The organism is Pseudomonas sp. FBCC-B1667 (genome assembly GCF_059133255.1).
Map to the genome: position 1 here is coordinate 5,216,982 of NZ_CP101437.1, position 13,286 is coordinate 5,230,267.

At 56.1% G+C, this 13,286-nt stretch carries 11 protein-coding genes; all 11 read left to right on the top strand.

Annotation, left to right across the window (positions count from 1 at the left end; genetic code table 11):
* Nucleotides 1-205: 205 nt before the first annotated feature.
* The 11 genes from NL116_RS24155 to NL116_RS24205 all read left to right on the top strand — a co-directional run bounded on the left by NL116_RS24155 (nt 206) and on the right by NL116_RS24205 (nt 13,231).
* Nucleotides 206-2,566, top strand: a complete 2,361-nt coding sequence (locus NL116_RS24155; protein ID WP_494374355.1) for a type VI secretion system Vgr family protein — start codon at nt 206-208, stop codon at nt 2,564-2,566.
* A gap of 17 nt (nt 2,567-2,583) precedes the next feature.
* A complete protein-coding gene (locus NL116_RS24160; RefSeq protein ID WP_494374356.1) occupies nt 2,584-4,770 on the top strand; it encodes a phospholipase D-like domain-containing protein in 2,187 nt (728 codons plus the stop codon).
* Nucleotides 4,751-5,662 carry a tetratricopeptide repeat protein gene (locus NL116_RS24165; protein WP_494374357.1) on the top strand — a complete coding sequence of 304 codons (912 nt, stop codon included), beginning with the start codon at nt 4,751-4,753 and terminating at the stop codon, nt 5,660-5,662. The genes NL116_RS24160 and NL116_RS24165 overlap by 20 nt, the downstream gene beginning before the upstream one ends.
* Before the next feature lie 137 nt (nt 5,663-5,799).
* Nucleotides 5,800-6,510, top strand: a complete 711-nt coding sequence (locus NL116_RS24170; RefSeq protein ID WP_494374358.1) for a methyl-accepting chemotaxis protein — start codon at nt 5,800-5,802, stop codon at nt 6,508-6,510.
* A gap of 9 nt (nt 6,511-6,519) precedes the next feature.
* Nucleotides 6,520-7,302, top strand: a complete 783-nt coding sequence (locus NL116_RS24175) for a TIGR03759 family integrating conjugative element protein (RefSeq protein ID WP_494374359.1) — start codon at nt 6,520-6,522, stop codon at nt 7,300-7,302.
* Nucleotides 7,287-7,844, top strand: coding sequence for a lysozyme family protein (locus tag NL116_RS24180; RefSeq protein WP_494374360.1), 558 nt, complete (start codon nt 7,287-7,289; stop codon nt 7,842-7,844). Before NL116_RS24175 ends, NL116_RS24180 begins: the two co-directional genes overlap by 16 nt.
* Nucleotides 7,841-8,344, top strand: coding sequence for an integrating conjugative element protein (locus tag NL116_RS24185; RefSeq protein ID WP_494374361.1), 504 nt, complete (start codon nt 7,841-7,843; stop codon nt 8,342-8,344). The genes NL116_RS24180 and NL116_RS24185 overlap by 4 nt, the downstream gene beginning before the upstream one ends.
* 15 nt (nt 8,345-8,359) lie before the next feature.
* Complete coding sequence (traD, locus tag NL116_RS24190) at nt 8,360-10,588, top strand: type IV conjugative transfer system coupling protein TraD (protein ID WP_494374362.1); 2,229 nt, start codon at nt 8,360-8,362, stop codon at nt 10,586-10,588.
* Between the two features lie 25 nt (nt 10,589-10,613).
* A complete protein-coding gene (locus NL116_RS24195) occupies nt 10,614-11,366 on the top strand; it encodes a TIGR03747 family integrating conjugative element membrane protein (RefSeq protein WP_494374363.1) in 753 nt (250 codons plus the stop codon).
* 9 nt (nt 11,367-11,375) lie between these two features.
* Entirely contained in the window at nt 11,376-12,851 is a 1,476-nt protein-coding gene (locus NL116_RS24200) for a UvrD-helicase domain-containing protein (RefSeq protein ID WP_494374364.1), read from the top strand.
* Between the two features lie 74 nt (nt 12,852-12,925).
* A complete protein-coding gene (locus NL116_RS24205; protein ID WP_494374365.1) occupies nt 12,926-13,231 on the top strand; it encodes a hypothetical protein in 306 nt (101 codons plus the stop codon).
* Nucleotides 13,232-13,286 lie beyond the last annotated feature (55 nt).

The window sequence follows — 13,286 nt, forward strand, 5'->3', positions numbered from 1 at the left end:
ATAATCACATTAAGAAACATTTTGTTTCAATTTTTTGAATCGCCTACGTACTGGTGCTCTCCGGGCAACTGCGCAACTTCTTGCGCAGTTCAAGCGAGCTATCATTGCGCGCCTCATAAACTGCCGCTCGCACTGAGCCCCCATGCCTCATAGGCAAGCTTGGTTTTTTACGGAAGATCTACACCACGTCAAGGAGCAACAATAGATGTTCAGTCCTGCCAACCAAGCTCATTTCAGCCTGACCATCGATGATCTTGAGCACGATCTTCAAGTGCTTTCGTTTACTGGCACCGAGGCAATCAACACGCCCTATGCGTTTGATGTGGAACTGGTCAGCGAAAACCCCGACCTGGACCTGGAAACGCTGCTGCACAAACATGCGTTTCTGGCGTTCGACGCCAATGGTAGCGGCATTCACGGGCAGATCTACCGGATAGGCCAAGGTGATGCTGGTAAGCGCCTGACTCGCTATACGTTGACGCTGGTGCCGCAACTCGCCTACCTGCGCCATCGCATCAACCAGCGTATTTACCAGCAGATGTCGGCACCGAAGATCATCGCGTTGATCCTTGAAGAACACGGCATCCAGAGCAACGCCTACCAATTCCAGATTGGCACCCCGTGTCCGGATCGTGAGTACTGTGTGCAGTACGACGAATCCGATCTGCATTTCATCCAGCGTCTGTGCGAGGAGGAAGGTGTTCATTTTCACTTCCAGCACAGTGCCAAGGGCCACAGGCTGGTATTTGGTGATGACCAGACCGTGTTCCCGAAACTCGGCCAGCCGACGGCCTATGTACAAGGTAGCGGCATGGTCGCGGATGAGCCCGTGATCAAGGGGTTTCAGTTGCGTATGGAGGCCCGAACCAGTCGTACCGCTCGCAGTGACTATGACTTCGAGAAGCCTCGACTGTCGCTGGAAGCGGCTTATCGCTCCGAAACAAAAAACGAGGAGCCGGATCTCGAAGATTATGATTACCCAGGTCGTTTCACCGACCGTGCTCGTGGCAAGTTTCTCAGCCAGCGTGCTCTTGAACGTCATCGCGCCGATTATCGCCAGGCCGAGGGGCATGGCGACCAGACCACGCTCGTCAGCGGCCACTTCCTGGAGATCTCCGATCACCCACGCACCGAGTGGAATGCCCTCTGGCTGCTGACCGAGGTCGTCCACGAAGGCAGGCAACCGCAAGTCCTCGAAGAGTCGGTGACCAGCGACACCACCGACAACAAAGATGACTTCCACCAGGGCTATCGCAACCGCTTCCTCGCGACTCCGTGGGACGTCTTTTACCGCCCACCACTAGAGCATCCGAAGCCCCGCGTGCTCGGCAGTCAGACCGCGACGGTCACCGGCCCCAAGGGCGAAGAAATCCACTGCGACCAGTACGGTCGTGTGAAGGTGCAGTTCCACTGGGACCGCGAAGGACTGGCCGACGACAAGACCAGTTGCTGGATGCGCGTCTCCTCCAGTTGGGCTGGCGACCGCTACGGTGGCATCAGCATTCCACGTGTCGGCATGGAAGTGCTGGTCACCTTCATCGAAGGCGATCCTGACCAGCCGCTGGTGACCGGTTGCCTGTATCACAAGGAAAATGTCGTTCCCTACGACCTGCCGGCGAACAAGACCCGCACCGTCTTCAAAACCCTCAGCTCTCCAGGCGGCGCTGGCTTCAACGAACTGCGCATCGAAGACAGGAAAGGCGCCGAACAGATCTTCCTCCACGCCCAACGCGACTGGGACGAAAACATCGAGCGCGACCAGAAAATCCGCGTCGGCAACGAACGCCACGACACTGTGGAAAAGAATTCCTACACCGAACTCAAAGCCGAAGAACATCGCACCACCCATGCTGACCGCAAAGTCGAAGTCAAAGCCGATGATCACCTGATCGTTGGCCAGAATCAGCACATAAAGTTGGGCACCGCTCAGTTGATGAGTGCCGGTCGCGAGATACATCTAAAGGCTGGCCAGAAGATGGTCATCGAGGCGGGCACGGAGCTCACTCTCAAAGCGGGCGGGAGTTTCATCAAGCTTGATGCCGGCGGCATCACCGTGGTCGGCCCCGTGGTCAAGATCAACGCAGGAGGCGCACCGGGCCAAGGCACTGGGAATGCCGCGCTATTGCCAGTCATTCCCTTACCGGTGGATGCGGACAAAGCGGGTAAGCTACTGGAGCGCGCGGTTTCGCAACCTGCTCCGGATGTCATTCACAAACTGAGCGCGGTAGTCAGCCCGTTACCGGGACTGCCAGGGTACGAAGATGAACCGTACACCCTGTTTGCCGATGGGGCGGCTATTCAGGAGGGCCTGACGGGAGCCGATGGCGTGATCAAATTCGAGCACGTTCCTGGCACTCAAGCCTATGCGGTAGAACTGGTGAATGGTCATCGCTTCGAGATTGAGCCCAAAGAAGACAGCAGCCAATCAGCTTCACAGAATCAGCAACTGGCACGTCAAGGCTATCGCGACTATCACGCGCAGGCCGATCAGCTCGAACCGATGGGCTCGACGGATGACTACCGCACCGTTACGTTGAACCCGGCCAGCAAGCCGAAGAGCCATTGAGTGCAGGAAGCAATCGAATGACCACGGATTACAGCAAAGAAGTTATCCAGCTGACGCCTAAAGAACACAAGTCCACCTCCTTGACCATGGACTGGTTCGCGAGAAAAGCGTTCTACCCACCACGTGCCGGCATACAGGTCACCCCGCTGATCAATGGTGATAAGGCGTTCGGCGCTGTATACGATGCCATTCAGGCCGCGACGAAGAGTGTCGAAATCATCAGCTGGGGATTCGACCCGGCGATGCGTTTCAAGCCCGACAGCGATCGCATTGGTGAGTTGCTGGATGTTCGAGGTCGCCACGGGGTCAAGACTCGTGTGCTGATCTGGAAAAACCCACTGGCCAACTTTGTTGAAAACACCATCATCGGCGATGGTCTGGCGGGCTCGGGAGGTACTGCTGTTGGGTCTGGCATGGCTAAAGGGAGCGCAGCCTCCGATAGCTCAGTGGAAGCTCGCCGGCAACTGGAGTATCGCCGCACCGTCAACCAGCATGAGTTGGCCAAATTGCGTTCGGGTCAACTGCCTGCTTACGGCACGGGATATCGCTATCAGCAACGCGAGCGTGAGTTGCAGAGCACTCTTGCCGACATCGAAGCACAACTGAACGGACAAGGTGGCTACAACAAACTGAAAGGATCGGGTGCGCCCAAATATTCCCCCCAAGATGAGGAATACACGCGGGAGTGGTTCAGCCGCATCCACGATGGGCGAATGCAGAACGTCGAGTTTCGTACCCGAGATTTCTCCACTGAAATTCCGCTGAATGCCGCCATACGCGGGCCACAGATGCGCAATGAAAAAGGACGTCTGGCGACCCTTTATCGATTGATGAAAGGGGAAGCACCCGATACCAACTTTGCGCATATGTTGCTGTTGACCCTGTTTGCCAGCCACCACCAGAAGATGGTCTTGGTGGACTATGAAGACACCGCGAACGCGGTTGGCTTCGTCATGGGTCACAATATGCATCGTAATTACTGGGATACCAGTGCGCACCTGTATGACGACAAAGCCGCGCGGCGTAGTCCGGGCTTCGGTCCATGGCAAGATTTGTCCATGAAAGTACAGGGCCCTGCCCTGCATGACCTGAACCACAACTTCAGTACCGCCTGGGATCGGGAAACCTTTTGGGTCAAGAAATGGTTTGTCGATGGCCTGCGCGATCAACGCCAGGCCATCAAGCCGGACAATTTCAAAGCCGCCGGCTCAACCATGGCGCAGATTTGCCGCACACAACCGCAAGAAGGTGCCGAGACCTCGATTCTGGAGCTGTACCACAAAGCTTTAGGCAATGTGCGTAACTACGCCTATTTTGAAAATCAGTATTTCCGCTATCCGCCGTTTGCCAAACAGTTGCGCGAACTGGCGGCTGCTTATATCGCAAAAGGCAGAGACAAAGATTTGTACTTGTTCGTGGTCACCAACAACCCGAACGACAAGGGTTTTTCCAGTACCACCTATGCCACCTTGCAGGAACTGGGGCAGGAGCAACTGATGCCTCAGGCTCAGCGCAGCCTGGTGGAAGATACGCTCCGAAAGCGCAGCCAGTTGGCGTATCTGGAAGCAAACCCACAGAACGATCCCTACGTGCAGCGGGCTCAGCTCAACCGAGCCGAGGTACTGAAACGCGAGATTACCGAGCTGGAAAAAAAGGGCGTCACCCCTGAGGTAGAACAGCGTCTGGGCGGTCTCAAACCAAAAGATATTCCTGAACTCAGCAAGCCGAAATCGGATGACGGTGAAGATCCCAAACCCTACACCCTCAAGGATTTACCGGGTCTCAAGGTCGTCATTGCGACGCTGACTGCTTGCACTCCAGAGCCCGGAGGCACTTTATCCGAGGGAGAGCAGGCTTTTTTCCGGGGCATCTACGTGCACTCAAAACTGTTGGTGGTGGACGATGTCTTCAGCTTGCTCAGCTCTGCGAATATCAACACCCGCAGCCTGCATACCGATTCTGAGTTAGGTCTGGCTGCACCGGATGCTGAGCTGGCCAAGCATTGGCGGGAGGAGTTGTGGAAGTTGCATGTAGATAAGTCAATCAACGACAGCAAGGGGCGTTGTAATGCGGCGGCCAACTTCGACACATGGAATAAAGTGATGGATAAGAACTGGAAAAATAAGGGGCAGAATAAACCCCTAGTCGCGCACCTAACCCGTTTCTGGGACGTGGAGACGCCTTATGCCAAAGCCATTGACTAAAGCCATCTCACTTTGTGCCCTTATTTTTTCTATCTTGTTGAGCGGAGCTCCGGCTATGGCCTATCCAACTTTTACCTGTGCCTATGAAAAAGACCACAATCCGCCGCTGGATGCGGAGGCCGAGCGCTGGTTTCAACAGGCCCGCGCTTTGGAGAAGGTACGAGGTGTCAAAGACTGGCGAACCATCGTCGGGCTTTACGAAAAAGCCATCGCTAAAGATCATTGGAAGGCGATGCATAACCTGGCGGGACTCTATCGCACGGGCTGGCCCGGACAGCCTGGCGTTGAACAAGACACCAGCAAGATGCTTGATCTCTACGAACGGATGGTGAAGCTCAAAGTCCCGCTGGGTTACTACGATTGGGCTGTAGTGGCCGAGAACGGGCAGGGAGTGTTGAAGTCGGACCGAATGGCCAGTTCTTATATGTTCCAGGCGGCGCAATTGGGTAATCCATTGGCTCAGGTGCGTATCGGCAATTACTTTGCGTTCCAGTTGCCTAGAGACAAACAAGATGAACGAATGGCAGAGCCATATTTTCAATGTGCCGGTGCTCAAGACTCTCCAGAGGCAATTATAGAAACAGCTGCGTTCTATGATATTTCTAAAGAAAACAAACCGAGGGCCTTATTCTACTATCAACGTGCAGCATCATTAGGCAGTGCTAGAGCTTTAAGTTATCTCAGTGGAGCATTTGAGTCTCAACCATCTCCGGTAGATAACTTTGGATATCAGCCAGATCCTAAGCTTCATGAGCTGTATGCCGGCCTATGGGAGCAACTGGATGCTAACCCTGCGTTGCGCTTCCCTAATCTGATGAAAGACCATCCGCTTCCCGCCCACCCCAAGCAAGGCTTTGACGCAGAGCATCCGGATCGCAGACCGGAAATATGAGTGACTCTACTCAGCAACAAGATTTTCCGTGTGCACCACCAACAGACTAAAAAACCTCAGCCAGTGGAAAACCTATTTCCTACTGCACCAGCTAGATCGGTTTGAGAGGGTGTCCCCGCTTTCGCGCGAGGACGCCTATGAACCTACCACGCCCCACTCGTACCACACTGATTCTCAGTTTATCCCTCGTCGCTTTGGCTGGGATGCTGGGCTACGAGCACCATCAATTATCAAAACTGACCAGTGGCCTTGCTGATGCAGCCGACAAGAATTCCCTCGAAGCTCTCCTGACGAGACTGGGGAAGGTCGACGAACGACTGGATAACGTTGATAGCAAGCACCTGGTCAGCAACGAAGATTTTCGTGCAGGACAGCAAGCGCTGTCGAATCGGCTCGATGCCGTTCAGGCTTATGCGAAACAGGCGACGGAAACTGTCCAGGATCTGTCTCGAAATGCGGCTTCGGCGGCGGAGCTGGTGATGCTCAAAGCCAGCGTCGAAACCATAGACACCCGCGTCAGCGATCTGAACAAAGCCCAAATCAAAGCTGCTCCTGCCATGCCGCCCTCACCCAAGCCAGCCATCCGCAAAGCGGCCCCAGCGCCGAAAGCTACAACCGTCGCCCCTCCTCCAGCAGCGCCACCGTTCAACGTGGTTGGTATCGAATATCGCGGCGGGGAGCGGTTTCTGTCGGTCGCACCGCCTGGCAGCACCCAGTTGAACCAGATCTATTTGATCAGACCCGGAGATGCAGTCGCAGGAACGACTTGGAGACTCAAATCCCTGGACGGCAGAGCTGCAAGTTTCGACGTGGCAGGTACAGCACAAACCGTAACCATCGCACCTTAGGACCTTCGTATGCCTTACTCCAAGAACGATAACCGCATGACCTTGTCACCGAAAGCCGTCATTGCTGTCGGGGGTCTGGTAAGCCTGCTCCTATCCCCAAACCTTCTGGCCGCGACTACCACAGCTTCGAGACCTGCCACCCAGAACAGTGTTGAAACGCAGAGTCAAAACTCAACCCAAAATGTCGGACAAGCAGAAGCGGCCCGCGAGTGGGGCCTCAGCCCGCAGGAATGGAGTCGCTATCAGTCGGTCATGGAGGGGCCTCGCGGCATTTACTCACCGGGCCTTGATCCACTGACAGCACTTGGAATTGAGGCCAAATCGGCAGAAGAACGCCGGCGATACGCAGAGCTACAAGTCCAGGCCGAACGGCAACGTGTTGATAAAGAGCTCGCTTATCAGCGGGCATATGACCAAGCCTTCTCGCGCCTGTACCCAAACGAGAAGGTCATTCAGATTTCCTCCCTGCCATCGTCCCCAGCCACGGGCCAAACGGCTCTGAAAAGCGACGGGCGCCAGGCTATTTTTGTCCAGGACAACTGCACGTCCTGTATCGCCCAGGTTAAAGATCTCCAAACGCAGAAGCAGGCGTTTGACCTTTATTTTGTCGGCAGCCAGGGCGATGACGAGCGCATACGGCGCTGGGCGATTCTCGCCGGCATTGATCCCGCCGGTGTCCGTAGCCGACAGATCACCCTAAATCACGATGGCGGCCGCTGGCTTGGCCTTGGGCTTGGCGGAGACCTGCCTGCACTCGTCCGTGAGGTGAATGGAAAATGGCAACGCCAATAGTCCGCACAGCGTTTGCCAGTGCCCTGATCTGCGCGACCGCAATGGCTAATGCAGCAGAGATTCCGCCACCGGCTTACCAACTGATCGCAATCCCGGAGGGTGTGCCTTCGGAGGTTCTGTACTCAGTTGCCCTGCAGGAAAGCGGCACGAAACTCCGTGGACATATCGTCCCATGGCCCTGGACGCTGAACGTGGCCGGTGCCGGTTATCGTTTTGCAACCCGCAGCGATGCCTGCCAGGCGCTGATGATCGCCATTGTCAGCGTCGGCCCCGCACGCGTCGACGTCGGCCTTGGCCAAACCAATATGAAGGCCAATGGATATCGGTACGGCAGTCCCTGTGAGGGGCTGGATCCGTACAAGAACCTGAAAGTCACCGCGCAAATCCTCGCTGAACACAAAGCCAAGGGTGGCGACTGGATTACCGCTGCTGGGCGTTACCACCGACCAGCGGGTGGTGCACCCGCTGAGCGCTATCGACGTGCGTTTACCAAGCATCTCAGCCGTGTGACCGGCATCAAATTAATGGTGGATAACCAATGAATCGACACCTCTGTTTTTTTCTTCTGACGTACCTGGCACTTCCGAACGTATGTATGGCCAGCCCACTGATCATCGTCGAGGATCGAGGCGGTTCTTCCGCTCTGCCCTACTACCAGGACCTGGTGCCAGAACCCAGCGATCAGCAAGCAACACAACAGAACATCGGTGTTCGAGGGACGGGCGCGTTCCCTGTACGGTCCACGCAGCTTACGCCCGGCGAAGTGCAGGGCCGAGTGATCAACGCACCTGGCCTCCAGCCCATGTTCGTCTTGGGTGATGACGAGCTTTCCAGGACCTGGCTTTTGCAACGCCGAGAACAATTGATGCAGATGCAGGCAGTTGGAGTGGTGGTCAACGTAGCGAATGCTGAGCGCTTTGCCGAAGTGCGTCGCTGGGCAGCTGATCTTGAGATGGTGCCCACCCCCGCGGACGATCTGGCTGGACGACTGGGCATCCGCCACTACCCGCTCCTGATTACAGCCACCACCATTCAACAGTAGGTAAGGACGAAAATCGTGGCCAGCACATACACCATTGAGTCGTTACTTCGCCCTGCAGTCGAGCTCTATACGGTACTGGTCTGCATCGCAGCAGCAATGTTGTGCGTGTTCGCGCCTTGGGTTTTCGCTCTATCGCCACTGTTCGGGGTTGTGACAGCTTGTGGATATCTCTGCCTGGCCTACATTCGGCTGAGACAGGCGTTGGTGGTCCTGCGATATCGACGCAATATCCGTCGCCTCCCGCATTACACGATGACCAGTAAAGACATACCTGTCAGCAATGAGCGCCTTTTCATTGGCAAAGGGTTTCGCTGGACACAAAAACACACCCAGCGGCTTATGGACACCTACCTGCCGAAGTACGCCGAGTATGTGGAGCCCACTTCGCTGTACCGGCAGGCACGGCGCATTGAGGAGCGGCTGGAGTTCGCCCCCTTCCCCCTCAAGCTCATTACCCGGGCGACAGCATGGGACGTAGCATTCAACCCGGTTCGCCCGCTGCCCCCGGTGGGCGGCCTTCCGCGCCTCCACGGTATCGAACCTCACGAAGGTGATGTCAGCTTGCCGTTGGGTGAACGTGTCGGCCATACCCTGGTGCTGGGCACGACACGCGTAGGAAAAACCCGGCTCGCCGAGCTGTTCATTACCCAAGACATCAGACGCACCCGTAGAAGATCCCGACGTCGCGTCCAAATGGGACGCCGCGTACAGCCCGTTCATCGAAGCCAACGCAGCGCCAAACAAGATGAAGAGATGAACCTCGACCGCGAGGTCGTTATTGTCTTCGACCCCAAGGGTGACGCTGACCTGCTAAAACGTATGTACATCGAATGCAAGCGGGCTGGCCGGTTGGATGAGTTCTATGTCTTCCATCTGGGATGGCCAGACCATTCGGCGCGCTACAACGCGGTGGGTCGCTTTGGTCGGATCTCCGAGGTGGCCACACGAATTGCAGGCCAGCTTTCCGGCGAAGGCAACTCTGCTGCCTTCCGAGAGTTCGCATGGCGATTCGTCAACATCATCGCCCGGGCACTGGTCGCCCTTGGCCGCCGCCCAGACTACGAACAAATCCTGCAGCACGTTATCAACATCGACGCTCTGTTCGTCGAGTACGCGCAGAAATATTTCGCTGAACACGACCCTAAAGCCTGGGAAACCATCATTGCGATCGAGGGCAGCATCGATCGGAAGAACCTCAGTTTTGCAATGAAGGATCGGCCGCTACGTGTGGTGGCCATCGACCAATATGTCACACAGAAACGCATCTCCGATCCCGTTCTGGACGGGCTTCGTTCCGCAGTTCGCTACGACAAGACCTATTTCGACAAGATCGTGGCCAGCCTGCTTCCGCTGCTGGAGAAATTGACCACCGGCCGTATCGCGGAGCTGCTGTCTCCGGACTACATGGACCTTGAGGATCCGCGCCCAATCTTCGACTGGATGCAGGTGATTCGGAAAAGGGCTGTGGTCTACATCGGCCTGGACGCATTGTCCGACACGGAGGTGGCCGCTGCCGTCGGCAACTCCATGTTCAGCGACCTGGTCTCGGTCGCAGGCCATATCTACAAGTTCGGTATCGATGACGGTCTGCCTGGTGCCACCAGCGGCAAGGTGGCGATCAACGTCCATGCGGATGAATTCAACGAGTTAATGGGTGAAGAGTTCATCCCGATGATCAACAAAGGCGGCGGCGCCGGCATGCAGGTAACCGCATACACACAGACCATGAGCGACATCGAGGCGAAGATCGGCAGCCGCGCGAAGGCAGGCCAAGTGATCGGTAACTTCAACAACCTCTTCATGCTGAGGGTGCGGGAAACCGCGACGGCGGAACTGCTCACCAACCAGCTGCCCAAAGTTCAGGTCTTCACCAGCATGCCCGCCAGTAGTGCCAACGACGCTATCAATGGCAAAGCTGCGTTCACGTCGAACACCCATGACCAGATCCAAAGCGTCAGCGTGCCAATGATCGAGCCCGCGCATGTCGTCGGTCTGCCCAAGGGGCAGTGCTTTGCGCTCATCGAAGGTGGCAACCTTTGGAAGATCCGAATGCCGTTGCCGGCTAGCGACCCGGACGAAGTCATGCCCAAAGATCTCCAGGCACTGGCCGAAGGTATGCGCAAAGGCCCTGGAAATAACAGCGAATGGTGGCAAGCGCCTGGTTACCAGGCCTTGAGTGAATCGTTGCCCGATGACCTGGTAAATGATTTCAGGAACATGGCCAACGGCGACAAGGCTGCATAAAAGGTGGCCTTAAAGGGACAACGCCATGGCAGATATTGCAGAAAAAGCGCAACAGCAACAGGAGGGGCAGAAGACATTTCTGGGAATGCTGTTCTCTATGCCCTTCCACTTCTTCGGGGTGATGTTCGGCTCGCTGCTGGGAGCGATCCTGGTGGAGTGGCTATGCCTGTATTTCTTCTGGCCGGATTCTGGCTGGAAGCATGCTCAGCAGATGTTCGAGTATGAGTTGAGCTGGTTGTCTCAGGACCTGCTGCAAAGCGTCATCATCAAAGAACCAGGGCGAACCGCCGCGTGGCTGGCTCAGTGGGTGTACGACTGGGTGATGGTGAAAACCGGCCTGCAGGACAATATCAACTCAATGACTCAATACGCCCGAACCGCGCACTCGCAGAGCGGTAGCTTCGACCTGCGCTATCAAATCGGCTGGGCGATGATCAAGTTTCAGGACTACGGATTGTCGGCGCTCTACACCGTGCTCACCTTCTGCGTTCGTATGGTGATTCTGACCCTCACAATCCCTCTGTTTCTGCTGGCCGCATTCACTGGCCTGGTGGATGGTCTAGTTAGGCGGGATCTTCGAAAATTCGGATCAGGACGTGAGTCGAGCTACCTGTACCACAAAGCACGCGGAACGATTCTGCCGCTGACCATCGTGCCCTGGACCGTCTACCTGGCCATCCCGATCAGCATCAGTCCTTTGTTGATTCTGCTGCCATGCGCCTTGCTGCTGGGCGTGTCGGTCTGCATCACGGTCTCAAGCTTCAAAAAATACTTGTAGGAGTTGGACATGCAGTGGACCCACGAGCAACAGCCCATCATTGAATCAACGGCCGGCAAGCTTCTGGTTCAGGCATTTGCCGGAACCGGGAAAACCACCACCCTGGTGGGCTACGCAAAACACCATGCCTCAGTGAAGATGCTGTACCTCTGCTACAACAAGTCTGTGGAGCTGGCAGCCAAGGGCAAATTCCCGCGCAATATCGTCTGCAAAACTGCACATGGACTCGCCTACGCGGTATACGGCAGCCAGTACGCCGCCAAACAAACCAACAACCTTCGACTCACCGACATCGCCAGGGCGATCAACACTCAAGACTGGGAGTTGGTCCGCGACGTGCTGAGCACATTGAACAACTTCATGGCCAGCGCCGATATGGAGCTGGGACGGTCTCACTTCCCTCGCTTCCAGGATAAACAGATGCTGACCAGTGCTCAGGAGCGCTTCCTGAACAATGCTCTGAGCGTGGCCAAATCCATCTGGAACAGGATGATCGATCTGCAGGACACCGGTATGCCCATCACCCACGACGGCTACCTGAAGCTCTATCAGTTGAGCAAGCCAGACCTGAGCCAGCGCTTTGAAGGCATCCTCCTCGACGAAGGTCAGGACGTGAACCCCGTAATCGCGGATCTGGTGAAGATCCAGCGCATTCGCAGAGTTGCGGTGGGCGATCCACATCAGCAAATCTACCGATTCCGAGGCGCAGAGGACGCGCTGGGCAGCGACTGGATGGCAGACGCCGAGCGACATTATCTGACCCAGAGCTTTCGCTTCGGCCCCGCCGTCGCCCACGTGGCCAACATCATTCTCTTCTACAAGGGGGAGACACGAAAACTCCAGGGCCTGGGACCTAATACTCAGGTCAAACGAGCGTTACCCGAAGACCTTCCGCACCGCACCTTCATCCATCGCACCGTCACCGGCGTCATTGAGAACGCGCTGCGCTTGGTGACGAGTAAACCCAAGATCTTCTGGGTAGGTGGCATTGACAGCTACTCGTTACGCGACCTCGAAGACCTCTACCTGTTCAGCCGCGGTCGTAATCAGGAGGTGCAGAACAAGAAACTGCTGCGCGACTACCGGGACTTCAATCAATACGTCGAAATTGCCGAGGTCAGTCAAGACAGTGAAATGCTCCGATCGATCAAGATCATCGCTGCCTACCCGGATCTGCCACAGCGGATCCTGGCACTGCGGTCTCGAACGGTCGATAACGAGCTGGATGCCACAATTACCCTCACCACCGGGCACAAGGCCAAAGGTCTGGAGTGGGACTTCGTCAGCCTTTACGACGATTTCACAGCAGATCCGCTCGCGCCGGACATTGACCAAGGTCGGAAGAACGATGAGTTGAATCTGCTCTATGTGGCGGTGACCCGTGGAATGAAGATCCTAGCTCTCAACGCGATGGTTCTCTCGATCATGCAGACTTACGTCGATGCGCGCACCGCCGCAGCCCCCCAAAAGAAATCCCGAGCGTAGCGAACGAGCATTTCCGATTGCCCGCTCGAGCTCGAAACTGGAAGCCTGAAATCTCATAACGTTGAGGGCGTGACATGAGCAACCAGGCATTTGAGTACCACACTGAATTCTGCCCATTGCTATACCGGGTGCAGACCAAGGGTTTTCTGTTGTTCAAGACTGAAGAGCCCACTACAGAGCCAGACATTGGCGCGTTTTTACAGGATCCAGAATACAAGGAGCGTCTCGCAAGACTGGGGCGAGATGGCTGGGAGCTGGTCACCGTTCAGACAGTGGTGAAGGGAGACATCAAGGTTGGGAATCAAAATGCTCAGGCTTGGGCGTATGCAATCGCTCTACCCACTGGATACCTAATGTTCTTTAAGCGTCCGATAACGTAGCTGCATTGTAAGCGTCCGGCGAACTCGCCTTACGTAGTTAAACGGGCGCCCACTC

Excerpts from the sequence above, each read along its gene's own strand:
- NL116_RS24175 (WP_494374359.1), top strand. The coding sequence starts at position 6,520 with ATGCCTTACTCCAAGAACGATAACCGCATGACCTTGTCACCGAAAGCC.
- NL116_RS24170 (WP_494374358.1), top strand. The coding sequence starts at position 5,800 with ATGAACCTACCACGCCCCACTCGTACCACACTGATTCTCAGTTTATCC.
- NL116_RS24165 (WP_494374357.1), top strand. The coding sequence starts at position 4,751 with ATGCCAAAGCCATTGACTAAAGCCATCTCACTTTGTGCCCTTATTTTT.
- NL116_RS24200 (WP_494374364.1), top strand. The coding sequence starts at position 11,376 with ATGCAGTGGACCCACGAGCAACAGCCCATCATTGAATCAACGGCCGGC.
- NL116_RS24205 (WP_494374365.1), top strand. The coding sequence starts at position 12,926 with ATGAGCAACCAGGCATTTGAGTACCACACTGAATTCTGCCCATTGCTA.
- NL116_RS24180 (WP_494374360.1), top strand. The coding sequence starts at position 7,287 with ATGGCAACGCCAATAGTCCGCACAGCGTTTGCCAGTGCCCTGATCTGC.
- NL116_RS24185 (WP_494374361.1), top strand. The coding sequence starts at position 7,841 with ATGAATCGACACCTCTGTTTTTTTCTTCTGACGTACCTGGCACTTCCG.
- NL116_RS24160 (WP_494374356.1), top strand. The coding sequence starts at position 2,584 with ATGACCACGGATTACAGCAAAGAAGTTATCCAGCTGACGCCTAAAGAA.
- NL116_RS24195 (WP_494374363.1), top strand. The coding sequence starts at position 10,614 with ATGGCAGATATTGCAGAAAAAGCGCAACAGCAACAGGAGGGGCAGAAG.
- NL116_RS24155 (WP_494374355.1), top strand. The coding sequence starts at position 206 with ATGTTCAGTCCTGCCAACCAAGCTCATTTCAGCCTGACCATCGATGAT.